Annotated in this window: 20 protein-coding genes and 1 tRNA gene; 12 read left to right on the top strand and 9 right to left on the bottom strand. The window is 70.1% G+C overall.

What is annotated here, in order from left to right; translation table 11 throughout:
- Positions 1-8: 8 nt before the first annotated feature.
- From F4553_RS20145 to F4553_RS20155, 3 genes are all read left to right on the top strand, one after another.
- The gene (locus tag F4553_RS20145) at positions 9-842 is read left to right on the top strand and encodes a class II fructose-bisphosphate aldolase (protein WP_184838235.1); all 834 of its coding nucleotides are present in this window, start codon (positions 9-11) and stop codon (positions 840-842) included.
- Between the two features lie 136 nt (positions 843-978).
- Positions 979-2,301 (top strand): DUF1800 domain-containing protein, encoded by a 1,323-nt coding sequence (locus F4553_RS20150; RefSeq protein ID WP_184838237.1) that lies wholly within the window; start codon positions 979-981, stop codon positions 2,299-2,301.
- A gap of 12 nt (positions 2,302-2,313) precedes the next feature.
- A complete protein-coding gene (locus tag F4553_RS20155; RefSeq protein WP_184838239.1) occupies positions 2,314-3,546 on the top strand; it encodes a DUF1501 domain-containing protein in 1,233 nt (410 codons plus the stop codon).
- Between the two features lie 257 nt (positions 3,547-3,803).
- On the opposite strand, the gene F4553_RS20160 is transcribed toward F4553_RS20155, so the two are convergent.
- Genes F4553_RS20160 through F4553_RS20175 form a run of 4 tightly spaced genes read right to left on the bottom strand, consistent with a single transcriptional unit; the run spans position 3,804 to position 7,208 of the window.
- Positions 3,804-5,003 carry an ABC transporter permease gene (locus F4553_RS20160; protein ID WP_184838242.1) on the bottom strand — a complete coding sequence of 400 codons (1,200 nt, stop codon included), beginning with the start codon at positions 5,001-5,003 and terminating at the stop codon, positions 3,804-3,806.
- On the bottom strand, positions 5,000-5,650 hold the full coding sequence (locus F4553_RS20165; RefSeq protein WP_184838244.1) for an ABC transporter ATP-binding protein: 651 nt from the start codon (positions 5,648-5,650) through the stop codon (positions 5,000-5,002). The genes F4553_RS20160 and F4553_RS20165 overlap by 4 nt, the downstream gene beginning before the upstream one ends.
- The gene (locus tag F4553_RS20170; protein WP_184838246.1) at positions 5,647-6,678 is read right to left on the bottom strand and encodes a peptidoglycan-binding protein; all 1,032 of its coding nucleotides are present in this window, start codon (positions 6,676-6,678) and stop codon (positions 5,647-5,649) included. The genes F4553_RS20165 and F4553_RS20170 overlap by 4 nt, the downstream gene beginning before the upstream one ends.
- Positions 6,675-7,208, bottom strand: coding sequence for a hypothetical protein (locus F4553_RS20175; RefSeq protein ID WP_184838248.1), 534 nt, complete (start codon positions 7,206-7,208; stop codon positions 6,675-6,677). The genes F4553_RS20170 and F4553_RS20175 overlap by 4 nt, the downstream gene beginning before the upstream one ends.
- An 87-nt stretch (positions 7,209-7,295) precedes the next feature.
- On the opposite strand from F4553_RS20175, the gene F4553_RS20180 reads away from it, so the two are divergent.
- The 5 genes from F4553_RS20180 to fdhD are packed head-to-tail and all read left to right on the top strand — an operon-like array spanning position 7,296 to position 12,561.
- Positions 7,296-7,952: a response regulator transcription factor gene (locus F4553_RS20180; protein ID WP_184838250.1), complete on the top strand. Its 657-nt coding sequence runs from the start codon at positions 7,296-7,298 to the stop codon at positions 7,950-7,952.
- The gene (locus F4553_RS20185) at positions 7,952-9,094 is read left to right on the top strand and encodes a sensor histidine kinase (RefSeq protein WP_184838252.1); all 1,143 of its coding nucleotides are present in this window, start codon (positions 7,952-7,954) and stop codon (positions 9,092-9,094) included. The genes F4553_RS20180 and F4553_RS20185 overlap by 1 nt, the downstream gene beginning before the upstream one ends.
- Positions 9,091-9,447 carry a hypothetical protein gene (locus F4553_RS20190; RefSeq protein WP_184838254.1) on the top strand — a complete coding sequence of 119 codons (357 nt, stop codon included), beginning with the start codon at positions 9,091-9,093 and terminating at the stop codon, positions 9,445-9,447. Before F4553_RS20185 ends, F4553_RS20190 begins: the two co-directional genes overlap by 4 nt.
- 4 nt (positions 9,448-9,451) lie before the next feature.
- Complete coding sequence (locus F4553_RS20195; RefSeq protein WP_184838256.1) at positions 9,452-11,749, top strand: FdhF/YdeP family oxidoreductase; 2,298 nt, start codon at positions 9,452-9,454, stop codon at positions 11,747-11,749.
- On the top strand, positions 11,749-12,561 hold the full coding sequence (fdhD, locus tag F4553_RS20200) for a formate dehydrogenase accessory sulfurtransferase FdhD (RefSeq protein ID WP_446680434.1): 813 nt from the start codon (positions 11,749-11,751) through the stop codon (positions 12,559-12,561). The genes F4553_RS20195 and fdhD overlap by 1 nt, the downstream gene beginning before the upstream one ends.
- A 201-nt stretch (positions 12,562-12,762) precedes the next feature.
- Here the strand turns inward: fdhD and F4553_RS20205 are convergent, their stop codons facing one another.
- From F4553_RS20205 to F4553_RS20215, 3 genes are all read right to left on the bottom strand, one after another.
- Positions 12,763-13,857 (bottom strand): APC family permease, encoded by a 1,095-nt coding sequence (locus F4553_RS20205; RefSeq protein ID WP_184840951.1) that lies wholly within the window; start codon positions 13,855-13,857, stop codon positions 12,763-12,765.
- Positions 13,858-14,092: 235 nt separating this feature from the next.
- Positions 14,093-14,737: a phosphatase PAP2 family protein gene (locus F4553_RS20210; protein WP_184838260.1), complete on the bottom strand. Its 645-nt coding sequence runs from the start codon at positions 14,735-14,737 to the stop codon at positions 14,093-14,095.
- Between the two features lie 4 nt (positions 14,738-14,741).
- Complete coding sequence (locus F4553_RS20215; protein WP_184838262.1) at positions 14,742-16,025, bottom strand: trypsin-like serine peptidase; 1,284 nt, start codon at positions 16,023-16,025, stop codon at positions 14,742-14,744.
- A 91-nt stretch (positions 16,026-16,116) separates the two neighbouring features.
- Between F4553_RS20215 and F4553_RS20220 the strand changes: the two genes are divergently transcribed.
- Together F4553_RS20220 and F4553_RS20225 are read left to right on the top strand one after the other, a co-directional pair.
- Entirely contained in the window at positions 16,117-17,337 is a 1,221-nt protein-coding gene (locus F4553_RS20220; RefSeq protein ID WP_184838264.1) for a DUF4032 domain-containing protein, read from the top strand.
- An 80-nt stretch (positions 17,338-17,417) separates the two neighbouring features.
- Positions 17,418-18,029 (top strand): phospholipase A2, encoded by a 612-nt coding sequence (locus tag F4553_RS20225; protein WP_184838266.1) that lies wholly within the window; start codon positions 17,418-17,420, stop codon positions 18,027-18,029.
- On the opposite strand, the gene F4553_RS20230 is transcribed toward F4553_RS20225, so the two are convergent.
- Complete coding sequence (locus F4553_RS20230) at positions 17,956-19,698, bottom strand: NAD-binding protein (RefSeq protein WP_184838268.1); 1,743 nt, start codon at positions 19,696-19,698, stop codon at positions 17,956-17,958. The genes F4553_RS20225 and F4553_RS20230 overlap by 74 nt on opposite strands.
- Before the next feature lie 267 nt (positions 19,699-19,965).
- Here F4553_RS20230 and F4553_RS20235 point away from each other — a divergent pair, with 267 nt between their 5' ends.
- On the top strand, positions 19,966-21,966 hold the full coding sequence (locus F4553_RS20235) for a hypothetical protein (protein ID WP_184838270.1): 2,001 nt from the start codon (positions 19,966-19,968) through the stop codon (positions 21,964-21,966).
- Between the two features lie 66 nt (positions 21,967-22,032).
- Here the strand turns inward: F4553_RS20235 and F4553_RS20240 are convergent, their stop codons facing one another.
- The gene (locus F4553_RS20240; RefSeq protein ID WP_184838272.1) at positions 22,033-23,121 is read right to left on the bottom strand and encodes an ABC transporter ATP-binding protein; all 1,089 of its coding nucleotides are present in this window, start codon (positions 23,119-23,121) and stop codon (positions 22,033-22,035) included.
- 231 nt (positions 23,122-23,352) lie between these two features.
- On the opposite strand from F4553_RS20240, the gene F4553_RS20245 reads away from it, so the two are divergent.
- Positions 23,353-23,428 (top strand) — tRNA-Thr (locus tag F4553_RS20245).
- The last annotated feature ends 51 nt before the right edge of the window (positions 23,429-23,479 follow it).

The raw sequence follows: 23,479 nt of genomic DNA on the forward strand, positions 1-23,479 counted from the left end.
GACACCCCATGAGCCTCGTCCCCACCGCCTCGCTGATCGGCGAACCGATCGCCGCCTTCAACGTGATCACCCTGGAGCACGCCGAGGCGATCGTCGCCGGTGCCGAGGCCGCCGGGCGGCCGGTGATCCTGCAGATCAGTGAGAACGCGGTGAAGTTCCACGGCGGGCGGCTCGGCCCGATCGCCGCCGCGACCCGCGCCGTCGCGGAGCTCGCATCCGTGCCGTGCGCGCTGCACCTCGACCACGTCGAGTCCGTCGAACTGCTCAAGCAGGCACCCGAGCACGGTTTCTCCTCGGTGATGTTCGATGCGTCGAGCCACGATGACGCCGCGAATGTCGCGCGCACCGCCGATGCGGTCCACTTCGGACATCTGCACGGGCTCTGGGTCGAGAGCGAGCTCGGCAAGGTGGGCGGCAAGGACGGATCCGCGCCGCTCTCGGCGCACGCGCCCGGTGCGCGGACCGATCCGGCCGACGCGGCCGCCTATGTCGCGGCGACCGGTGTCGACGGGCTCGCGGTGGCGGTCGGCTCCTCACACGCCATGACCAGCCGCGATGCCGCACTGGACCATGAGCTGATCGCCGCTCTGCGCGCGGCCGTCGGGGTGCCGCTCGTGCTGCACGGCTCGTCGGGCGTGAGCGATGCCGAGATCCGCCGGGCCGTCGCGGGCGGTCTGATCAAAATCAATGTGGGTACGGCGTTGAACATCGCCTTCACCACCGCGGCCCGTGCCCGGCTCGACGCCGATCCCCAGCTCGTCGACCCGCGCAGATACCTGTCCACGGCCCGCGATGCGATGGCCGCCACGGTGACCCACTTCCTCCGCCTCCTCGCCGGTTAGCCCAAGCCAAGCCCAAGATCGTCGCAACTCTTGAAGAGTTGGTCCTAAAAACCCGTTAGGACCAACTCTTCAAGAGTTGCGACGATCTTGGGTGCGGACGCGCGCGGAGACGTGAAACGCGCTAGCCTCATTGGCCATGGCCGATCGCGAGAAAATCGCACATCTGCTGCGCCGGGCGACGTTCGGGCCGACCGCCACCGAGGTGGACGACGCCGAGCGAGCCGGCTACTCGGCGACCCTGAGCCGGCTGCTCCGCCCGCAAGGCCTCGACCAGGGCGCAATCGCCTCCCCGGCACCCGTGCTCGGGCCCGATCCGGTGGCGATGCTGCTGCCGACCTCGACCCAGCCGCAGCGCGACGCCGCCTACAAGCTGCGCAACGACCAGATCCAGGCGCTCACCGCGTGGTGGCCGGACCGGATGGTCACGGCCGACCACCAGTGGGTCGAGAAGCTCATCTTCTTCTGGCACGGCCACTGGGCCACCAACATCCAGAAGGTCGACTCGCCGCAGCTCATGCTCTCGCAGCACCAGGCGTTCCGGTTCTTCGGCCGCAACGACTTCGCGCCCTTCGTCAAGGCGATGCTGCGCGACCCGGCGCTGATCCTCTGGCTCGACGGGCAGCGCAACGCCAAGCGCGCCCCCAACGAGAACCTCGCCCGCGAGCTGATGGAGCTCTTCGTCCTCGGCATCGGCAATTACAGCGAGGCCGACGTGAAGGCAGCGGCCCGAGCCCTCACCGGCTGGCAGGTCGACCGGCGGCTCAGCCTCGCCAACATCGTGCCGTCGCGGCACGACACCGGCTCCAAGCAGATCCTCGGCGAGACGGGCGTCTTCGACGTCGACGGCCTCGCCGAGCTGCTGCTCGCCCAGCCCGCCAACGCCCAGTTCCTCGCCAAGCGGTTCTGGTTCCGCTTCGCCTCGGGCGAGCCCGCCAGCGAGGCGGTGATCGGACGGCTGGTGAAGGCCTACGGCCCCGATCGCGACATCACCTCGCTCGCCCAGGGGATCTTCACCGACCCCGACTTCGCGGCGACCCGCGGCAAGCTCGTCAAGCAGCCGCTGGAGTGGATCTGCGGTGCGATGCGCCAGCTCGACCTGCGCCCCGCCACGCTGCCCGAGGACGAGCGCCAGCAGTTCATGAACGGGCTCAAGCGGATCGAGCAGGTGCCCTTCCGCCCACCGAGCGTCGGTGGCTGGCCGAGCGGTGCGGCGTGGCTCACCAGCCACTCCATGCAGTCCCGCATCCGGCTCACCGAGATGCTCTCCGCGCGGGCGCCGAAGACGATCGTCGACCGGCTCGCCGCCGCGCCGGTCGCCGGACGGATCGACGCGCTGGGCCGACTGCTCGTCGTCGACGCCTGGACCGACCGGACCCGCAAAGCACTCACCGATGTCGTCAAGGACTCCCGCAAGCTGCTCATGCTCGGCCTCGTCACCCCCGAATACCTCGTTCACTGATTGGCGGATGGCATGGACACAGCGACCCGGCGTACGTTCCTGCTCCGCAGCGGAGTGGTCGCCGCCACCGCGCTCGCCGCCGGGGGCAGCGGTTTCACGCTCTCGCAGATCCTCGAGACCGCGGGCGAGGCGCCACCCGAGTCGAGTGCCCGCATCCTGGTGCTGATCACGCTCTACGGCGGCAACGACGGGCTCAACACGGTCATCCCCTTCGGCGACAAGGCGTACCGTGCGGCCCGACCGGAACTCTCCTATGAGGCCGACCAGATCCTCAAGCTGGACAAGACGACCGGCCTCAACCCCAAGATGACCGGCCTGCACAAGCTCTACGGCCAGCAGAAGCTCGCCATCGTCCGGGGTGTCGGTTACCCCAAGCCCGACCGCAGCCACTTCCGCTCCATGGACATCTGGCAGACCGGCCAGCCCACCGAGCCGGGCACCACCGGCTGGCTCGGCCGCTGGCTCGACTCCGCCGGTGGCGACCCGCGCCTCGCGGTCTCTTTCGAGCCCGTCCTCCCGCCGTTGCTCGCCGGGGCCACCAGCGCCGGTGCGGCGGTCGGCGGCAACGGCCTGCGCCTGCCCAAGGGCGTGAGCCTGAAGACCATCTCGGCACTCGCCAAGACCTCCCCCGGCGAGTCGCCGCTGATGGCCCGCGCCGCCGGGTGCTTCGCCGACGCGGTCAACGTCGAGCAGATGATGCGCGAGGTCAAGGAGGCGGCGGAGAAGGCGGAGAACGGCCCCGACGCGGCGACCGGCACCGGCGGCAACACCGCGCTGGAGCAGCAGCTCGAACTCGTCGCCCAGTGTGTCGAGGCGAAGGTCGCGACCCGGGCATTCTCGGTCTCGTTGGGCGGGTTCGACACCCACGCCGACGAGAAGCGGCTGCAGGAGGTGCTGCTGGGGCAGCTCGATCGGGCGGTGAGCAACTTCGTCAACCGGATGTCCCGCAGCGAGCAGGGGCGCAAGGTCGTGGTGGCGATCTACTCCGAGTTCGGGCGGCGGGTGAAGGCCAACGCCTCGGACGGGACCGATCACGGGACGGCGTCGAACGTCTTCCTGATCGGGGCCGGCGTGACCGGCGGGCTCTACGGCGATCCGCCGAGCCTCACCAAGCTCGACCAGGGCGATCTGAAATACACGACCGACTTCCGAGATGTCTACGCGACGCTCCTGGATCGGGTGCTCCAGGCGGACCCGGCCCAGATGCTCTTCGGCTGGAAGGGCCGTCTCAAGAGCCTCCACTAGACACCACATTTGGTACCTTCAAATCAGTGCTGCTCATCAGCGGCGAGCGAGCTCTGGCTGCCGAGTTCCCCGCCGGCTCCCAGGCCCGATTGGCGCTCGGCGCGATCGGCTCGGGTGAGATGGCATAACCGTGATCACTCCGAAAGACCTGCTCACGGCATACCGCTGAGGTGCCATGCCGCACCATGATCGCCGCAACTCTTGAAGAGTTGCGGCGATCTTGGTGCGGCGATCTTGGTGTGGCGATCACACCGCGGCTACGGGGTGGCCAGCGCCTCGGTGGGGCTCAAGCGTGCCGCCCTTACCGCCGGATAGAGGCCCGCGATTCCGCCGATCACCACCGTGGCGAGGACTCCGCCGGTCAGCGCCCACGCGGGCACCGTCGGCGGCCAGTCCTGCATGATCGCGTAACCGCCGGTCACCAGGCACCCGAGCAGCACACCGCCGCACCCGCCCAGCGCCGCCAGCAGCAGCGACTCGGTGAGGAACTGCGTCCGCACATGCCCCCGGGTCGCCCCGAGCGACCGGCGCAGGCCGATCTCTGCTCGGCGTTCGAGTACGGAGATCACCATCGTGTTCGCCACCCCGACCCCGCCGACCAGCAGCGCCACCGCGCCCAGCCCGAGCAGCAGCCCGGTGAAGGCGTCGTCGGTCGCCTCCTTCGCCGCAAGCGCGTCCGAGGGCCGCGAAACCTTCACCTCGTTGGGGGACTTCGGGTTCGCCGTCGCCGCCAGCACGCCGCGCACGGCCTCCACCGCATCATCGCGGGTACGCGTGTAGACAGTGCTCGGATGCCCGTCGAAGCCGAGGCGCTCGACGGCGACCGCCCACCCCACCAGCGCAGACGTGTCGATCTCCGGGGCGAGCGGCACCGTTTCGAGAATTCCCACGACGGTGAACCACTGCCCGCCGAGCCACACCTGCGGACCCCCGTCGGGTGAGGTGATGCCGAGCCGGCGAGCCGCCGTCGACCCGAGCACGACGGCCGGATAGCGCGCGGTCGCCTCGTTGAGCCAGGTCCCGCTGCGGACGGTGGCCCCGACCGTGCCGGGCAGCTCCAGCGAGGCGGCCCGGACCCCGAGCCCGCCCGTCTCGGCGGGCGGGATGCGGTCGCTGCGGTAGACCCGGGACGACGTACGCCCGGTCGAGGCGACGGCGGTGACCGGCTTGATCCGGCCGATCATGTCGGGTGCCTCGTCCGGCAGGGTGGCCGCCTCACCGAAGAAGGTGCTGCCGGGCGCGACCGTGAGCAGGTTGGTGCCGAGGGCGGCGAGCCGGCGTTCGACCTCGGCCTGCGACGAGGCGGAGATGCCGACGACGGAGACCATCGCGGCGATGCCGATCGCGATGCCCAGCGCCGACAGGAAGGCTCGCAACCTGCGCGTACGCAGACCGATCGCCCCCACCCGCAGCAGGTCCCGCAGGCTCAACCGGGCCGGTCGGAGCGGGGCGGTCATGCGATCACCCCGTCGCGCATCGCGATCTGCCGGGGCAGCGCACCCGCGATCTCCCGATCATGGGTGATCACGATGACCGTCGTGCCCGCCGCGTGCAGCTCCCGGAGCAGGGCGAGCACGGCAGCGCCCGAGTGCGAGTCGAGGTTGCCGGTCGGCTCGTCGGCGAGGAGCAGCGGCGGCTCCCCGACGACCGCACGGGCGATCGCCACCCGTTGGCGTTCGCCGCCGGAGAGCTCGTGCGGCCGGTGGGTGAGGCGGTGGCCCAGGCCTACCCGGTGCAGCACGGCGGCCGCCCGGGATCGCCGTTCACGGATCGGGAAGCCGTTGTAGAGCAACCCGTCCGCCACGTTGTCGACGATCGACATCCCGTCGCCCAGGTGGAACTGCTGGAAGACGAAGCCGATCAGGCTCGCCCGCAGCGCCGAGAGCTGCCGGTCGGTGAGGGTCGACAGATCGTGCCCGTCGATGACGACCCGCCCCGACGAGCAGCGGTCCAGGGCGCCCATGACGTGCAGCATCGTCGACTTGCCCGAGCCGGACGGGCCGACGATGGCGAGCAGCTCACCCCGCTCGATGCCGACCGTCACGCCGTCGAGTGCCCGCACGTCGCCCTCGTAGACCTTGGTCACCTCGGTCAGCTCGATCACGACGGCAGCCCGACGACGAGGCCCTCGGTCACGTCGGGTCCGCTGATCTCGACCCGGCCGCTCGCGAAGAGTCCGGTGGTGACGGCGATGGTGCGCGTACCCCCCGATGTGATGATCTCGATGCCGTAACCCCCCTCGCGGAGCGCGAGCAGCGCGGCGATCGGGACCGTGAGGACCTTCTCCCGCACCGAGGCGGTGAACGCGACATCGACCGAGGCCTGGTCGAAGCCGGTGATCGGGGCGAGCCCGACCGTCACCTCGATCTTCGTCTCGGTCGCGCCGTCGTTGCCCGCGGGCTTGAGCACGGTGTGGATGGCGGTGATCGTGCCGTCCTTGGTGCTGCCGTCGGGCAGGGTGAGCTTGACCTTCGCACCCTTGGCGGCGAGGCGCTGGTCGGCCACGTCGAGGGTGACGGTGACGACCCGGTCGACTCCGGTCAGCTTGAGCACGCTCTGCCCCGGCTGGGCGGCGTCGCCGACGGCCACGGCGACGCTGTCGACCCGCACGGCGGCACCGGCATAGGCGATGCGCCCCGGCTCGACCATGCCGGTCTCGGGCAGCCCGAGCTTCTCCTGCCACTTCTTGACCGCGCTCGCCGTCGACGAGCTGTACTTCTCGTCCACGGTGAAGCCGGTGTAGCCGAGCGCCCGGAGGTTCTGCTCGAACTGCTTGACATCGGCGCCCTCGACACCGTTGCGCAGCACCCGGTACGCCGGGAGCGAACCCTGGAGCAGCACGACCGGCTGGTCGTCGACCCGGTAGAGGGTCGCGCCCCGCTTCACCGTGGCACCCTCGGCGGCGAGCGCGGTGATCGTGCCGCTGAGCTTGTTGGTGACCGAGGTCGTGGTGCCGTAACCGAGGGTGCCGTCGACGGACTTGGTGTCGGCGAGGGTCTGCCTCGTCACCTCGCCGGTCTCGGCGGGCCCGGCGGCGGCGAGAGGAGCCGGGCCGGTCGGCCAGAGCAGCAGTGCGATGAGCCCGGCGATCGCGGTGACGCTGACGGCAGCGATGAGAATTTTGATCTTCACTTGGACTGGGTCCTCATCTTCGGCTGCAGGTCCTTGCACTTCTCCTCGGCGGCCTGGAAGCCTGCGTCATTCGCCGGGTCGCGCTCGATGCGGATCATGCCGTTCTCGTCGGGGTCCGGGAAGTCGGGAGCACCGTTGGAGCGCATGCAGACGGCGTATTTGCGCATCATCTCGACGGCCTCGGGGTCGAGCTTGCCGACCGCACCGCCCTCGGGCAGGAACTGCTTGCAGGCGGTCATCGCCGCGTCGGCCTTGGTCTTGTCCATCGGTCCCGCCTGGGAGCCGGGACCGCCCATCTTCATCTTGAACGAGCCGTCGTCGCCGATCTCCGGATCCTCCATCGGGATTCCCTGCTCACGCATGCACTGCGCGAACTTGCGGCCCCGCTCGGCGAGGTCCATCGTCGGCGATGGAGAGGCGCCGCCGGCCGCCGGACTGCCGGCCGTGGCGATGTCGTCGTTGCCCTTGTCGTCACCGCAGCCGGCCAGCATGATGCCGGCCAGGAGCAGGACACCCAGAAGTCTTCTCATGCCGACGAGCCTCTTCGGACTCGCGTATCCAGGGCGTTACCAGCAACGTTTATGCCGCCTTTACGCAAAATCATGTATCAATCTCACGTGCGGGTGCTGGTGGTGGAGGACGAGGACGTGTTGGCCGACGCGGTGGCCGAGTGGCTGCGCCGGGAGGCGTTCGCCGTGGATGTGGCCTACGACGGGGATGCCGGGCAGGAGCGGATCGATGTCAACGCCTACGACGTGGTGGTGCTGGACCGGGACCTGCCCGGCCGCACCGGCGACGAGCTGTGCCGATCGGTCGCGGAGCAGCGGCCCGAGACGCGGGTGCTGATGCTCACCGCGGCGGCCTCGGTGCGGGAGCGGGTGGCCGGGCTCGCGCTCGGCGCCGACGACTACCTGACGAAGCCGTTCGCGATGGTGGAGATGGCGGCGAGGGTGCACGCGCTCGCCCGCCGGTCGGCGGCACGGACGCCGACGACGCTGCGCCGGGCCGGGATCACCCTGGACCCGACCCGGCACGAGGTCTTCCGCGACGGCTGCTACATCGCGCTGTCGCGCAAGGAGTTCGCGCTCCTCGCCGAGCTGCTCCGCGCCGACGGCACCCTCGTCTCCGCCGAGGAGCTGCTCGAACGCGCCTGGGACGAAAACATCGACCCCTTCACCAACGTGGTGCGGGTGACGATGATGAAGCTCCGCCGCAAGCTCGGCGAACCCGTGCTGATCGAGACCGTGCCCGGCGTGGGGTACCGACTGCCATGATGAAGCGACTCACCATCCGGGGCCGGCTCACGCTCGCCTTCACCACGCTCTTCACCGTCGCCGGGGTCGTGCTGCTCGCGATCACCTACTACCTGGTGGACCGGCAGCTCCCGGCACCGATCACGATCAAGGGCGCCTCGATTCCGGGCCCGGATCCGGGACCGGGAAAGGGGTTCCTGGATTCGCCGACCCAGGACAGGATCTTCACCTTCGTGCAGAAGCAGGCCGAGGGCTACCGCGACACCACCCTCACCACGCTGCTCACCCAGGGTGCGATCGCGCTGGCGCTGATCCTCCTCGCGTCCGCCGTGATCAGCTGGCTCATCGCCGGTCGCATCCTGCAACCGCTGCACCGGATGACCGATGCCGCGACCCGGGTCGCCCGCGCCGACTCCGCCGGGGGCGGGCTGCACGAGCGGATCGCGCTCGACGGCCCCCACGACGAGGTACGCCGCCTCGCCGACGCCTTCGACCTGATGCTGGCCCGGCTGGACCAGGCCTTCGACGGGCAGCGGAGATTCGTCGCCAATGCCTCGCACGAGCTGCGTACACCGCTCGCCCTCAACCGGGCCCTCGTCGAGCTCGCCATCACCCGGCCCGGGGTCAGCGACGACGCGCACCGGCTCGGCGAGTCCCTCCTCAAGGTCAACGAGCGGCACGAGCGGCTCATCGAAGGACTGCTCATGCTCGCCGACAGCGAGACCGAGCTCGCGACTAAGGAGCAGGTCGACCTCGCCGAGATCGCCCGGCACATCCTCGGGCCGGTGGAGCGGGCGAGCAGTGCTCTCGCACCGGCTCCCACCGTGGGTGATCCCGTGCTGCTGGAGCGCCTGGTGCAGAACCTGGTCGAGAACGCGGTGAAGCACAACGTGGCCGACGGCGGGTGGGTGCGGGTCGAGACGGCGACGGTGGACGGGCAGGCCCGGCTCGTCGTGACGAACACCGGGCCGGTCGTTCCGGCGTACGAGATGGAGACGATCTTCCAGCCCTTCCGCCGCCTCGGCCGCGAGCGGGTCGGCGGGGTGACCAGGGGATTCGGTTTGGGGCTGTCGATCGTGCGAGCGATCGCCCGCGCGCACGGCGGCACGGTGCAGGCCGCACCACGTCCGGGAGGAGGCCTGACGGTCACGGTGGCGCTGTGAGGCGCGAGGAGCCCTGCAAGCGCGAACGAACCGGCGACACCGTGAAGCGCGAGGAGTGGAGCGAAGCGGAGCCCCGCAAGCGCGAACGAACCGGCGACACCGTGAAGCGCGAGGAGTGGAGCGAAGCGGAGCCCCGCAAGCGCGAACGAACCGGCGACACCGTGAAGCGCGAGGAGTGGAGCGAAGCGGAGCCCCGCAAGCGCGAACGAACCGGCGACACCGTGAAGCGCGAGGAGTGGAGCGAAGCGGAGCCCCGCAAGCGCGAACGAACCGGCGACACCGTGAAGCGCGAGGAGTGGAGCGAAGCGGAGCCCCGCAAGCGCGAACGAACCGGCGACACTGTGAGACGCTGAGAATATGGCGAAGAAGCTTCGAGTCGGCGATCCCAAGAAGTCGGCCGCGGGGCTGCCGGGAGTCGGTCACGGCCTGGCCGCGGGCCTGACCCAGATGGGGGTACGCCGCACCGCCCTCACGCTGCTGAAGATCAACCAGCCCGGCGGCTTCGACTGCCCCGGCTGTGCCTGGCCGGAGCCGGGACCGGAGCAGCGCTCTCATGCCGAGTTCTGCGAAAACGGTGCCAAGGCCGTGGCCGAGGAGGCGACGCTGCGCCGCGTTACCCCGGAGTTCTTCGCCGAGCACGCCATCGCCGACCTCGCCACCCAGACCGACCACTGGCTGGGGAAACAGGGCCGGATCACCACCCCGATGATCAAGTTTCCCGGTTCGGCGCACTACGCTCCGATCGCCTGGGACGACGCGTTCGGGCTGGTGGCACGCTCGCTCGCCGCCCATGAGCCGGATCGCGCGGTCTTCTACACCTCCGGACGCACCTCCAACGAGGCTGCCTTCCTCTACCAGCTCCTCGCCCGCGCCCACGGCACCAACAACCTGCCCGACTGCTCCAACATGTGCCACGAGTCCTCGGGCGCCGCGCTGATCAGCACCATCGGGATCGGCAAGGGCACGGTCACCCTCGACGACGTCCACGCGGCGCGGCTGATCGTCGTCGTCGGCCAGAACCCCGGTACGAACCACCCCCGCATGCTCACCGCGCTGGAGCACGCCAAGCGCAACGGGGCCCGCATCATCGCCGTCAACCCGCTGCCCGAGGCCGGGCTGATGCGCTTCAAGAACCCGCAGAAGCTCAGCGGCCTCGCCGGGCGGGGCACCGCTCTCGCCGACCTGCACCTGCAGATCCGCGTCGGCGGGGACCTGGCCCTCTTCCAGGCGATCGGCTCGCTGCTCATCGAGGCCGGATCTGCAGATACGTCGTTCATCGAGTCGTCGACCGCCGGGTACGACGCCTACCGCACCCACCTCGGCGAGCTCGACTGGGCAGCCGTGCTCACCGCGACCGGGCTCACCAGGGCCGAGATCGAGACCGCGACGAAGCTCTTCGCCCAGTCCAGCGCCACGATCGTCTGCTGGGCGATGGGGCTGACCCAGGGGCGCGACGCGGTCGCCACGATTCGCGAGGTCGTCAACGTTCAGCTGCTGCGGGGCATGATCGGCAAGAAGGGTGCCGGGCTCTGTCCCGTACGCGGGCACTCCAACGTCCAGGGCGACCGGACCATGGGCATCTGGCACGAGCCGCCGTCGTGGCTGCCCCGCCTCGCGGATGCGACCGGGGTGGCGATGCCGGCCGAGCGCGGGCTCGACACCGTCGAGGCGATCCGGGCCATGCGCGACGGCGAGATCAAGGTCTTCATGGCGCTCGGCGGCAACTTCGCCGCCGCCTCCCCCGACAGCGATGTCACCGAGGCGGCCCTGCGCAACGTCGACCTCACCGTGCACGTCTCGACGAAGCTCAACCGCTCGCACGTCATCGCGGGCGACGAGCAGACCTCGCTGATCCTGCCGTGCCTCGGGCGGACCGAACGCGATGTGCAGGCGACCGGCGAGCAGTTCGTCACCGTCGAGGACTCCATGTCCAACGTGCACTCCTCGCAGGGCAACCTGCCGCCCGCCTCGCCGCTGCTCCTCTCCGAGGTGGCGATCGTGTCCCGGCTGGGCGCCCTGATCGCGCCGACGCTGCCGTGGTCGACCTGGACCGCCGACTACCGGACCGTGCGGGAGCTGATCGCGACGAGCGTGCCCGGCTTCGACGGCTTCGAGGCTAAGGTCGCCACCCCCGGCGGATTCACCCTGCCGCACCCGCCCCGCGACAGCCGGTCCTTCCCGACCGCCGACGGTCTCGCCCACTTCACGGTCAGCCCGATCGCGCCGGTCGAGGTGCCGCCCGGCCGCCTGCTGCTGCAGACCCTGCGCAGCCACGACCAGTACAACACCACGATCTACGGCCTCGACGACCGTTACCGGGGCATCACCGGTGGACGCCGGGTGGTCTTCGTCAACCCCGACGACCTCGCCGAACTCGGGCTGCGCGACGGGGAGATCGTCGACATCGTGTCGGAGTGGGCGGACACCGAACGGCGGGCGCCGCGCTTCCGGATCGTCTCCTACGACACCGCGCGCGGCTGCGCGGCCGCCTACTTCCCGGAGGCGAACGTGCTGGTGCCGCTGGACTCGACCGCTGCCGAGTCGAACACTCCGACCTCGAAGCAGATCATCGTCCGGCTCGAACGGGCAGCCCTCGACGCGGTCTCCTCCGGCGCCGTGTCCTCCGACGCCGTGTCCCTCGACGCGGCTTCTTGATCATGCGGTCTTCCGGGCGGCGTCCGACAGTGCGCGTCATCGTCGGGGGCGCCGCGACGAAACGTCCCGACACTCTCGCCACCGAGGAGCCGCTGGAGATCCGGGTCGGCAGGCGACCGCTCGCGGTGACGATGCGTACCCCCGGGGATGAACTTGACCTTGCCCTGGGTTTTCTCGTCACCGAGGGCGTGATCGGCGCTCCGGACGATGTCGTCACCGCGATCCTCTGCGGCGATGACGGCTTCAACGTGGTCGAGGTGACGCTCGCGGCGCACGTGCCGCCGCCGGATGCGTCGGTCGAGCGCAACTTCTATACGACCAGCTCGTGCGGGGTCTGCGGCAAGGCGAGCATCGACGCGATCCGCACCAGGTCCCGCTTCGATCTCGCTGCCGATGCGGTCTCGGTGGAGCCGTCGGTGATCATCGCGCTCCCGGACCGGCTCCGCGCCGCGCAGCGCACCTTCGACCGGACCGGCGGGCTGCACGCGGCCGGGCTCTTCACCTCGGCGGGCGAGCTGGTCGTGGTCCGGGAGGACGTGGGCAGGCACAACGCGGTCGACAAGGTGGTCGGATGGGCGCTGCAGGCGGGTCTGCTGCCGCTGACCGGGCACCTGCTGATGGTCTCCGGCCGGGCCAGCTTCGAGCTGACGCAGAAGGCCTGGATGGCCGGGATTCCGCTGCTCGCGGCGGTCTCGGCACCGAGCACGCTCGCGGTCGACCTCGCCGTCGAGGCGGGGATGACGCTGGCCGGCTTCGTCCGCGGTGACACCTTCAACCTCTATGCCCACCCCCACCGGGTGCACCTGCCCTAGCCCCGCCACCCGCCCGCCCGCCGCTCGCGCTCCAAGATCGCCGCAACTCTTCAAGAGTTGGTGTTATTCACGCGCCGAGCGCCACGTTTTGCAGCAAAGCGTGCCTATTCCGCACCGCGAGACCACGCTTTGCTGCAAAACGTGACTCCGGGGGCGCGGACCTTTTAGGACCAACTCTTGAAGAGTTGTGGCGATCTTGGGCTAGCCGGGCAGGAGGGAGCGGAGGGTGGCGGCCATGATGACCAGGCACGCGAGCAGGCCGAACGTGGCGACCAACCGGGTCCACCAGCGGCCGGGCAGGGTCCACGCGGCAGCGTTCGCGACCGCGTAATAGATCAGCACCGCACAGCTCGACAGGGCGATGGCGCTGCCCAGGCCGCCGACGAGGACCAGCACGATCACCACACCGGCGACCGCCAGTTCGGCCCGCGCGGGCACGCCGCGGCGCACGGCTGCGAGACCCCGCGGCAGGTCGCCGCGTCGCGCCATCGCCAGCGCGGTGCGCCCCACCCCCGCGATCAACGCGAGGAGTACGCCCACGACGGCCACCACGGCACCGCCCCGCACGACCGGTACCAGAACAGCTGCCCCCGCCGCCCGGGTCACGTCGGCGAGCGGCGCGGCGGAGTCGGCGAGCCCGGCCGAGCCGAGGACCCGCAGGCAGACCAGGGCCACCCCGACATAGACGGCGAGCACGGCACCGAACGCGATCCCGATCGCCCGGGGAATGGCGCGGGCCGGGTCGCGTACCTCCTCGCCGAGGGTGGCGATTCTGGCGTACCCGGCGAAGGCGAAGAAGATCAGCCCGGCGGCGCCGATCACGTCTCCACCCGCGGCATCGGCGCTCGCCGGGGCGACCGGGGCGACCATGCCGCAGGCGACGGCCGTGACCAGCACGATCAGGGTGACCGCGACGAGGGCCCGGGTGGCGAGGGCGGTCTTGGCGATGCCGCGCAGGTTGACGGCGGTGAGCAGGACGACCGCGGCGACGCCGATCGCCCGCTGCTGGCCGGGCCACGCGTAGGCACCGATCGCCAGCGCCATCGCGGCGCAGCTCGCGGACTTGCCGATGAGGAAGGACCACCCCGCGAGCCGTCCGGCCCAGGGGCCGAGCCGTTCGTAGCCGTAGACGTAGGCGCCGCCCGACTCGGGGTAGCGCGCGGCGAGCCGCGCCGAACTCGCCGCGTTGGCGGCGGCGACCAGGGCGGCGAGGAGCAGTGCGAGCAGGAGCCGGGGACCGCTTCCGGCACGGGCGGCGGCGGGACCCCAGACGACGAAGACTCCGGCACCGAGCATCGACCCGAGTCCGATCACCACGGCATCCCGCAGCCCGAGCCGCCGTTCGAGCCCGCCCGCGCTGTGAGTCACGCCCCACCCCTCGTCACGTTTTGCAGCAAAGCGTGGTCATTTCGCGCCGCGAGGCCACGCTTTGCTGCAAAACGTGACGGGGGAGGCGCCTTAGCACCAACTCTTCAAGAGTTGCGACGATCTTGGAGCGTGCCCACAGCGCGACCCGGGCGGGACGCGAACGTCACTGCGGCAGGATACGAGGCCAGGGCAGGCGCAGGAAGAGACGCCAGATGAATACTCCGAGGAACAGCGCCGCCACCCCGTCGGTGACCCAGTGGAACGCCAGGTAGGTCGTCGTGCCGAGCACGATGATCGGCGGCGCGAAGCGGACCCACCGCTCCAGCACCACCGGGACCGGTCGGATCTGCCGGACGAGCAGCACGATCACGCCCCACCAGAAGATCGCGTTGACGACGTGCCCGGACGGGAACGACATCCCGGCCGGATCCTGGAAGAGCTCCACCGCGTTCGGGCTCGGATTGCGCGGCGCGGCCCGGTCCGTGAGCAGCTTCATCGGCCCGGCGGTGGCGCTGGTGAGGAAGTAGCCCACGACTATCGGCAGCGCCCAGCGCCAGTCACGGCGCTTGACGAGCAGGTAGACGGTGAGCGCGCCGGAGATGACGTACATCAGCAGCCAGCCCTGACCGAAGAGGTTCAGCGCGCGGGCGGTCCAGTAGGCCCAGTCGGGCTGGTGAGCGAGGCACCAGTCACGGACGGCGAGGTCGAGGTCGTGGGTGACACCGGCCGCGACGAGCCAGGTCGTCCCGGCCAGCCCCGCGAGCAGGGCGACATCCCACCACCAGGATCGGTACCGTTCGCGCAGCATCCGCTCACAGTAGCGTGGAGATCTTCGGGTAGATCCGGTCGATGCGTACGCCGGAGTTGGGGCACCCGCCGAAGTGGTGCAGCGCGATGACGCGGTTGGTGACGCGCGACAGGACCGGCGAGCCGGACGAGCCGCCCTCGGTGTCGCAGTAGTAGGACGCATCGGTGTCCTTGGCGTACCCGTCGTAACTGGCGTCGATGATCTGGCAGTTGCCGTTGCCCTCGTCGACCGTGATCGCGGCCGGTGCGCCGCTCGGGTGCTGCGGGACGTAGAGCAGCTCGCCGACCTGCGGCGCCCGCACGTCGAGGCTGAGGTAGCCGTAGTGCTGCACGAGCGGGAAGTTCTCCACGCTGAAGAGCGTGAAGTCGAGCGTCGCGTCGGTGGCGAGCACCTCGGACGCCCAGACCTTCGTCGGCCGGAAGACGTCGTAGCCGCCGCACTGCGCGCACTGGTAGTTGAACCACACCTCGGTCTGCGCGGCCTGCGCGCTCGTCTCCAGGCAGTGGTGGTTGGTGAGCAGCCGGTTGTTGACGCCGACCCGCCAGGCGGTGCAGAGCTCGGTGCCGTCGATGAGCAGCCGCACGACCGCCTTGGACCGCGTGTAGAGCACGGGGTCGGTGGTGCGGAAGCAGACCGCGTCGGCCTTGGTGTCGGAGCCGCAGACGCTCTCCTCACGGCCCTGGCTCTTGCGCGCCCGGTCCGCCTCCGACTTCGCCGCCCGCTCCTCGCGGGTGAAACCGCGGGCCACCTTGTCCACGGTGACGCCGAGCGAGGCGATCGTGGCGCCCAGGCCGAGCAGGTCGAGCGGGCCGGCGTGCAGCTCCATCCGCGCGGTGTCGCCGGTCACCGACATCGACCAGGTGCCCTCGGCGTCGTTGCCGTCATAGCGGTGGCTCTCGGTGCCGTCGGGCGTCGAGACGGTCAGGTAGTCGCCGGGCAGCATCAGCACCCGGGTGAAGTGCAGCTTCACGTATTCGGCGCCGGGGTAGCGGAAGGTCGCCTGCCGCTGCGCGTCCAGGTACCCCAGGGTGGTCGAGGTCGTCTCGACCCGTCCGGCCTCCTCGGCACCCCGGTCCCAGACCACGCCGGGACGTTCCGCTTTCTTGACGGGTACGCGTACCGCCGCCTTCTCGTTCGCCTTCGCCTTCTCGACCGGCTGCTGTTCGGCTGATCGCAGCCCCGTCACCTGCGGCGGTGCGTCCGCGCCTCCACCCATCGCAGCGATACCGGCCGCCCCCAGGGAGAGCGACAATCCAACTCCGACGAGCAGCGCAAACGTCCTTCGCATGAAGACGGGCCTCCGTTGGTGATCGTGGGAACGGAACGTATCTGTGTAACGAGCCACCTTCACGACGCGTCGCGGAACCGGACCAGGCAGGATGACACCCGTGCGGATCACCTCTGCCCTTGTCGACCCGTCCCTACTCGAGTTGCCGTGGAACACTCCCCTGGAGGAGTGGCCCGCGGATCACCTGGTCGCGCTGCCTCAGGGCATCTCGCGCCACGTCGTGCGCTTCGTGAAGCTGCACGGGACGGTCTACGCCGTCAAGGAGACGCGGGAGCGGATCGCCGAGCGCGAATACGATCTCCTGCGGGCATTGGAGCGCATCAGTGCGCCCGCGGTCGAGGCCGTCGCGATCGTGGCCGATCGGCTCTCCGTGGATGGCGAATCGCTCGAACCCGTCCTGGTGACACGGCATCTACAGTTCTCGCTGCCCTATCGCGCGGTCTTCTCGCACACGCTGCGGCCCGAGACGATGAACCGGCTCCTCGACGCGCTCGCCGCGCTGCTGGTGCGGATGCACCTCATCGGCTTCTTCTGGGGCGACTGCTCGCTGTCCAACACGCTGTTCCGGCGCGACGCGGGCGCATTCGCGGCCTACCTCGTCGACGCCGAGACCGGCGCCCTGCACCTGCGCCTGTCCAACGGGCAGCGCAGCGAGGACCTGGAGATCGCCCGGACCAATATCTTCGGCGAGGCCCTCGACCTTCAGGCTGCCGGCCTGCTGCACGACCAGATCGACCCGGAGCACGTCTCCGACGAGGTGGTACGCCGTTACGAAACCCTCTGGAACGAGATCACCTTCGAGGAGCGCGTCGAGCAGGACACGCGCCGGTATATCGAGAAGCGGATCCGCCGCCTCAACGAGCTTGGCTTCGATGTCGAGGAGGTGGCGATGTCGGTCGTCGACAACCAGGTGCACGTGCGCCCCAAGGTCGTCGACGCGGGCCACCACAGCCGCCGGCTGCTGCGCCTGACCGGCCTCGACGCCGAGGAGAACCAGGCCCGCAGCCTCCTCAACGACCTCGACACCTATCGCGCCGAGTCGGACCTGCCGGACGAGTCGCAGGCGGCGCACCGCTGGTTCACCGAGGTCTTCGAGCCGGTGGTCCGGGCCGTGCCGCCGCACCTGCGCCGCAAGCTGGAGCCGCCGGAGCTCTTCGTGCAGGTCACCGACCACCGGTTCCGGCTCTCGGAGGAGGCCGGCCGCGATGTCGGCCTGGCTCCGGCCGTGCAGTCGTTCCTCGCCGACGTGCTCGTGCACCGCCCCGACGAGCAGGCGATCCTCGGCTACGAGCCGGACGAGATCGCCGAGTGATCTTTGTCACAGGCTCCCAGCTGCACTGATCACTCCGGGTAACTTAGCGTTCGCACTGATCCCGGATGCAAGGAGTCGCAATGTCGCGACGCGGACTGTGGCTGGCCGCCGCCTTCGGCGCCCTCGCCACCATCCTCGTCGTCGCACCGGCACCCGCCTCGATCGGTGCCGCGCTCCCGAAGTCGCCCCCCGGCAACTTCGCCCAGGTCATGGGCTACACGCCGGTGTCGGCGCAGCTCGCCGACGGCAGCACCCGCCTCGTCAACCCGGACGGCGGCTGCTCCGTGCCCGGCGAGGGGCGGCCCTTCGACTTCGCCGTGCCCTGCCAGGCCCATGACTACGGCTACGACCTGCTGCGTTACGCCGAACGCACCGGGCACCCGCTGGCACCCGGTGCCCGGGACACGCTGGATGAGGCGTTGGCGGCGGATCTGCGTACCCAATGCTTGGCGACGACCGCCGGGACCGAGCTCGCCGCCTGCACCGCGACCGTCGACCTATTCGCGGCCGGGGTTGACTTCAACTCCTGGCGGCAGATGTCGGGGCCGCCGGTCGACCTGAGCGGGATGCCCCGGACGACCGGCCTGGTGCTGCTCGGACTGATGCCCTTCGGGTTCGTCACTCGGCGGCTGCGGCGTCGGGCTGCCCGATCGGATCGGTCGGCGACGACGCCAGCGCCAGCAGCTTGCTGAGCCCGGCCCGGGTCGCGACCACCGTGATCCGGTCGTGCGGAGCGAGCACGCGGGTCGGCACGGGCTGCCAGGTCGGCAGCGAACCGCCGGTCGGGGTCAGCGCGATCACCCGGCACTCCTGATCACTGTCCGCACCGCCGATCGGCGCACCCGCGAGCCGTGATCCGGCCGCGACCGGCACGTCCGCGACGAGCAGCACCCGACGACCGACCGGGATCGTCGCGATCACCTCGCGCTCCATCAGGGCTGCGGCGAAGGCCGGTGCCGCGATCGACGAGACGCTGCGGGTGATCGCGATGTTGAAGGTGCGCTGGATGCGCTCGGCGAGATCGCTCTCGAACAGGCGCAGCACCACCTTGAGCTTCGGGTTGAGCGACCGGCCCTGCAGCGCCGCCTCCAGGTTGACGACATCGTCGGTCGAGACGATGACGAGCGCCTTGCAGCGCTCCACCGACGCCGAGCGCAGGATCTCCTCCCGGCTCGCGTCGCCGACGATGAAGGGGATCTCACGCTCGCGTGCGAGCGTCGCGCCGCGCGAGTGCTCGTTCTTGTCCACGGCCACGACGGGTACGCCGAGGTCGTGCAGCGCCCGGATGACCCGCGTACCCACGTTGCCCAGCCCGACGACGACCACGTGATCCGACATCGGCGTCAGCAGCTTGCCCGAGTTGAGGGCGAGTCTGGTGTTGACCGAGGCCTGCACGATCGCCGCCGTGATCAGCGGTACGAGCACCAGCCCAGTGATCATGATGACGAGCTTGCAGAGCTGGTTCAGGAAGCTGTCGTTCTTCTCGTAGGCAGCTCCCGCGAACGCCGTGACCAGCATCTGGTAGCTGACCTTCCAGGGCGTGGTCTTCTCGTCGTCGCTGAGCGCGAGCCCGAGCGTGGCGAGGATCTGGAAGCCGAGGGTGACGCCGAGCCAGATGCGCATCGTGCGGGAGACGCCGTGCCGCATCGAGCGCAGCGCGGCGCCGATCCCCCACCGGCGTCGCTTGCGCTTCGCCGCTGCGGCCTGCGGTTCGCCGTGCGCGACGGCGAGCACCAGGTCGGCGAGGCGCTGCTCGGCCGGGAGCACCACCGGCGCCTTCCCGGCAGCCGTGACGGCGAGCCCGGCGATGACATCCTTCTCGCCGATCTCGCTGCGGCGGGTGGCGAAGAGCGTACGCCCGCCGAGCCGGAAGTAGCTCGGCGCGCCGTCACCGAGGGCCGCCTCGACGAAGGCGGGCGCGGCGATGGAGGAGTCGGAGACGACGGCGCAGTCGTGGAAGAGCAGCCGGATGCGGTAGCCGAGGCCGGTGTTGTACATCCGGATCACGAGGCGGAGCTGCGGACTGAGGTCCTGTGCCCGCATCGCGGCGTGGATGTTGCCGACATCGTCCTGCGCCACGAGGGCCAGACCGCTCGCCGTCTGCACCCCGGCTTCGGTGAAGATCCGGTCGTCGAGGCGGTCGGCGGTGAGCACGCGTACCCCCGGCAGATCGGTGAAATCCCGGCCCTCCAGCCGCTGACCCGGCGTCTTGATCACCGTGACGGCGGCGTTGTAGCGCTGGCTCAGCTCCTCGACCAGGCGATAGGCGAGCGCGTCGCTGCCGCAGACGATGAAGTGCCCGCGCATCGGGCGGCCGTTGGGGCGCAACGTGTCGAAGAGGGAGGAGATCGAGGGGGGCACGCCCGGATCGTAGCCCGACCGGGCTTACCGGAGTGTCCGACCATCGTCAGGAATGGCTCCATTCGATCGTGAAGTGTGTCCGAACCGCGACGATATGCCCGACTTGTTCGTTGGCTTTATCGGACGACTGCACCCTGTGCATGGGTTCTATGCGAATGGATGGACATGAACAAGTGGCTATACCGCGCCGTCGGTACCGTCGGCGTCGCTAGCGGATTCTTGCTTCTCGGCGGAGGGGCGGCGCACGCGCAGGACGCGATTGCGCCGATGCCGAACACCGACCCCCAGGCTCTGCGAGGACTCCTGGACGACCTCTTCTCCCCGACCGGCGGCCTGAGCAACCTGGGTCTGTCGCTCGATACACCCAGCACCGGTACGGCGGCACAGTCGCCGCTGTCCCTGCGCGCCAACGACGGCCGGACGGGTGGCATCTTCCTGACCGGGACGATGTCCGACCTCGCTCAGCGGTCCCCGTCAGTCGGCATGACCCGGATGCAGCCGGAGTTCCTGCCCGCACTCGACGGCATCACCGGCGGACTCACCGGTGACGGTGGCGTCGGCGGGCTGCTCGGTGGGCTTACCGGTGGCGGCGACGGCGGCCCGCTCGGTGCGCTCGGCGGCCTCACCGGCGGCGGGCTCACCGGTGGGCTGCTCGGCGGCGACGACGGTGGCGGCCCGCTCGGTGCGCTGGGTGGCCTCACCGGCGGCGGGCTCACGGGTGGGCTGCTCGGCGGCGAGGACGGCGGTGGCCCGCTCAGCGCGCTCGGCGGCCTCACCGGCGGACTCTCCGGTGGCAGCGGCCTGACCGACGGGCTCACGGGTGGGCTGCTCGGCGGCCTCACCGGTGGCGACGCCGCGCAGCCGCAGCCACAGCCGCAGGTCGCCGCACCGCGCTTCGTCGGCGAGAACCCGGTCGGGCAGCACCCGGTCGGGCAGAACCCGCAGGCGCAGCCCGACGGCCCGATCATCGTCAACTCGACCGGCATCCCGCTCGACCCGGCGACCGCGCAGGCCGCCGGCCTCGACCCGGCCACGCTGACCCAGACGGTGGTGCCGCAGCTCATCGCCAACGCGATCGCCCGCGCCGACACCCCGACGCTGGACCCGACCGCGTTCGACCCGTCGATGTTCGACCCGGCGAACTTCGACCCGAGCGCCTTCGACCCGGCGGCGTTCGGGCAGGCCATGTTCGACCAGGGCTTCGACCCGAACGCGTTCGACACGACCGGCCTCAACCAGGTCGACTTCAACCAGGCGGGCTTCGCCCCGGCCGACCTGGGCCAGGCGGCGATCAGCCAGCCCGCCGGGGAGTTCCTCCCGGGCATGCAGACCGAGGGCCTGCCGCTCGTCGACAAGCTGCCGTTCGTCGGCCCGCTCTTCGACAGCACCGGACCGATCGGCCAGTTCGTCGTGGTCGGCGACATCGCCAACCAGCTCCCCTTCGTCGGCCCGTTCCTCAAGGACGGCGAGGTGCCCGACCCCAACAAGCTGCCGATCGTCGGCCGCCTGCTGAGCAACGGCATCGGGACCTACAACGGCCAGGGTGGTGGCCTGCCGATCGTGGGCAGCCTGCCGATCGTCGGCGACATGATCAACGGCGTGACCAAGAACAGCCCGCTCGGCGGCCTCACCGGCCTGACCAACCTGGGCCAGCTCTCCGGTTCGCTGACCAGCGGGCTCAACGGCACCATCGGCAAGGACAAGGGCGGCCCGCTCGGCGCGATCACCGGCCTCACCGGCGGTCTGACCGGCGGCAACACCGACGGCCTGGGTGGGCTCGGCGGCCTCGGTGACCTCGGTGGGATCACCGGCGGCCTCACCGGTGGTCTGACCGGCGGCGGTGCCGGCGGCCTCGGCGGCCTGGGTGGACTCACCGGCGGCCTCACCGGTGCGCAGAGCCCGCTCGGCGCGCTGGGCGGACTCACGGGCGGGCTCTCCGGAGCGCCCGGCGCCAACCCGCTGGGCGCCCTCGCGGGCGCTCGCAACATCGCCGGCCTGATCAACCAGGCGGCACCCGTGCCCGGCCGCGTCAGCGTCCGGCGCGACTCCGCGCACGTCGGCAAGCACCGCGCCACCGACCGGCCCGTCGCCGGTGACGACGCGGAATACCCGTCGCTCAGCGGACACGAGGAGGGCCTCTCGCTGACGCAGGCGCTCTCCGGACTGCCCGTCGTCAACGAGCTGCCGCTCGTCAGCTCCCTGCCGGTGCCGCTCGCCCTGCTGCGCGGCCTGCCGGTCGTCGGCATGGTCGCCGGCCTGATCGAGTAATCGCAGAACCTGCGGAAACGAGAGGAGCGGAGGCCCATCGGGCCTCCGCTCCTCTCGTCATGACACTTAGATGCGCTCGCCGTTCACGCTGTGGAAGGCGTGGTGGGCGCCGACGCGCGGCTTGACGAAGATCGTCTGCCCCATCGACGGCATGGTGCGGCGGTCGGTGCGAACGACGAACCGCTCCTGGCCGCCGTTGAGGTCGACGTGACCGTAGACGTTGGCCTCGGAACCGAGGTCCTCGACGAGGTCGACGAGGATCGGCATGCCGCCCTCGCTCGGCGACACCACGTCGGTGTCCTCCGGACGGAAGCCGACGGTCACCTTGCTGGCGCCACCCTCACGGGCCGCCGCAACCTGCTCACGGGTGAGCGGCAGCAGCATCTGCGCGAAGATCGCGCCCTGCTCGTTGAGGTCGACCGTCTTGATGTTCATGGCCGGCGAACCGATGAAGCCGGCGACGAAGACGTTGGCGGGCTGGTCGTAGAGCGCCCGCGGCGTGTCCACCTGCTGGAGGTTGCCGTCGAGCATGACCGCGACGCGGTGACCCATCGTCATGGCCTCGACCTGGTCGTGCGTGACGTAGACCGTCGTGATGCCGAGCTCCTTCTGGAGGCTGGCGATCTGCGAACGGGTCTGGACGCGGAGCTTGGCGTCGAGGTTCGACAGCGGCTCGTCCATGAGGAAGACCTGGGGCTCACGCACGATGGCGCGACCCATCGCGACACGCTGGCGCTGACCGCCGGAGAGCGCCTTCGGCTTACGGCCGAGGTACTCCTCGAGCTGCAGCATCTGAGCGGCCTTCTTCACACGCACGTCGATCTCGCTCTTCGGCGTCTTGCGAAGCTTCAGGGCGAACGCCATGTTCTCGTAGACCGTCATGTGCGGGTAGAGCGCGTAGTTCTGGAAGACCATCGCGATGTCGCGCGACTTCGGCGGCAGGTTGGTGACGTCGCGGTCGTCGATGTAGATCGCGCCCTGGTCAACGTCCTCCAGGCCGGCGAGCATGCGCAGGCTGGTGGACTTGCCACAACCCGAGGGGCCGACGAGAACGAGGAACTCGCCATCGCCGATCTCGAGGTCGAGCTCGTTGACGGCGGGCTTCTGCGTGCCCGGGTAGATCCGGGACGCCTTACGGTAGGAAACCGTAGCCATGAGGGATGAATCCTTCCACCGGCAGGAACGTGCCGGACGATCCGAGTAAAAGGTCGGGACCAGGTGGTCCCGGTCTTTGGCCAAAATAGCTTCCCTACGCTCGCGTAACAAGCCCCGTGATCACCATGTGGTATGCCGAACCTCACACCCGGTAACGAAGTGGACATCTCAGTGGAGGTATCTCCGTGGAGAAGCCTGCGGCGAGCGTCGTACCATGTCTGAGGCGACATCGCCGACGTGGCGCAATTGGTAGCGCACCCGACTTGTAATCGGAAGGTTAGGGGTTCAAGTCCCCTCGTCGGCTCCAAGCAGGTTCGGCCGACGGCGGTTACGGCAGCGAGGGTGGGGCGGTCGAGCC

The sequence above is a fragment of the Allocatelliglobosispora scoriae genome (assembly GCF_014204945.1).
GTDB lineage: Bacteria > Actinomycetota > Actinomycetes > Mycobacteriales > Micromonosporaceae > Allocatelliglobosispora > Allocatelliglobosispora scoriae.

Coding starts and splice junctions, on each gene's coding strand:
- F4553_RS20160 (WP_184838242.1), bottom strand. CDS start 5,003: ATGACCGCCCCGCTCCGACCGGCCCGGTTGAGCCTGCGGGACCTGCTG.
- F4553_RS20145 (WP_184838235.1), top strand. CDS start 9: ATGAGCCTCGTCCCCACCGCCTCGCTGATCGGCGAACCGATCGCCGCC.
- F4553_RS20225 (WP_184838266.1), top strand. CDS start 17,418: ATGTCGCGACGCGGACTGTGGCTGGCCGCCGCCTTCGGCGCCCTCGCC.
- F4553_RS20155 (WP_184838239.1), top strand. CDS start 2,314: ATGGACACAGCGACCCGGCGTACGTTCCTGCTCCGCAGCGGAGTGGTC.
- F4553_RS20240 (WP_184838272.1), bottom strand. CDS start 23,121: ATGGCTACGGTTTCCTACCGTAAGGCGTCCCGGATCTACCCGGGCACG.
- F4553_RS20185 (WP_184838252.1), top strand. CDS start 7,952: ATGAAGCGACTCACCATCCGGGGCCGGCTCACGCTCGCCTTCACCACG.
- F4553_RS20205 (WP_184840951.1), bottom strand. CDS start 13,857: ATGCTCGGTGCCGGAGTCTTCGTCGTCTGGGGTCCCGCCGCCGCCCGT.
- F4553_RS20220 (WP_184838264.1), top strand. CDS start 16,117: ATGACACCCGTGCGGATCACCTCTGCCCTTGTCGACCCGTCCCTACTC.
- F4553_RS20175 (WP_184838248.1), bottom strand. CDS start 7,208: ATGAGAAGACTTCTGGGTGTCCTGCTCCTGGCCGGCATCATGCTGGCC.
- F4553_RS20150 (WP_184838237.1), top strand. CDS start 979: ATGGCCGATCGCGAGAAAATCGCACATCTGCTGCGCCGGGCGACGTTC.
- F4553_RS20195 (WP_184838256.1), top strand. CDS start 9,452: ATGGCGAAGAAGCTTCGAGTCGGCGATCCCAAGAAGTCGGCCGCGGGG.
- F4553_RS20210 (WP_184838260.1), bottom strand. CDS start 14,737: ATGCTGCGCGAACGGTACCGATCCTGGTGGTGGGATGTCGCCCTGCTC.
- F4553_RS20235 (WP_184838270.1), top strand. CDS start 19,966: ATGCCGAACACCGACCCCCAGGCTCTGCGAGGACTCCTGGACGACCTC.
- F4553_RS20215 (WP_184838262.1), bottom strand. CDS start 16,025: ATGCGAAGGACGTTTGCGCTGCTCGTCGGAGTTGGATTGTCGCTCTCC.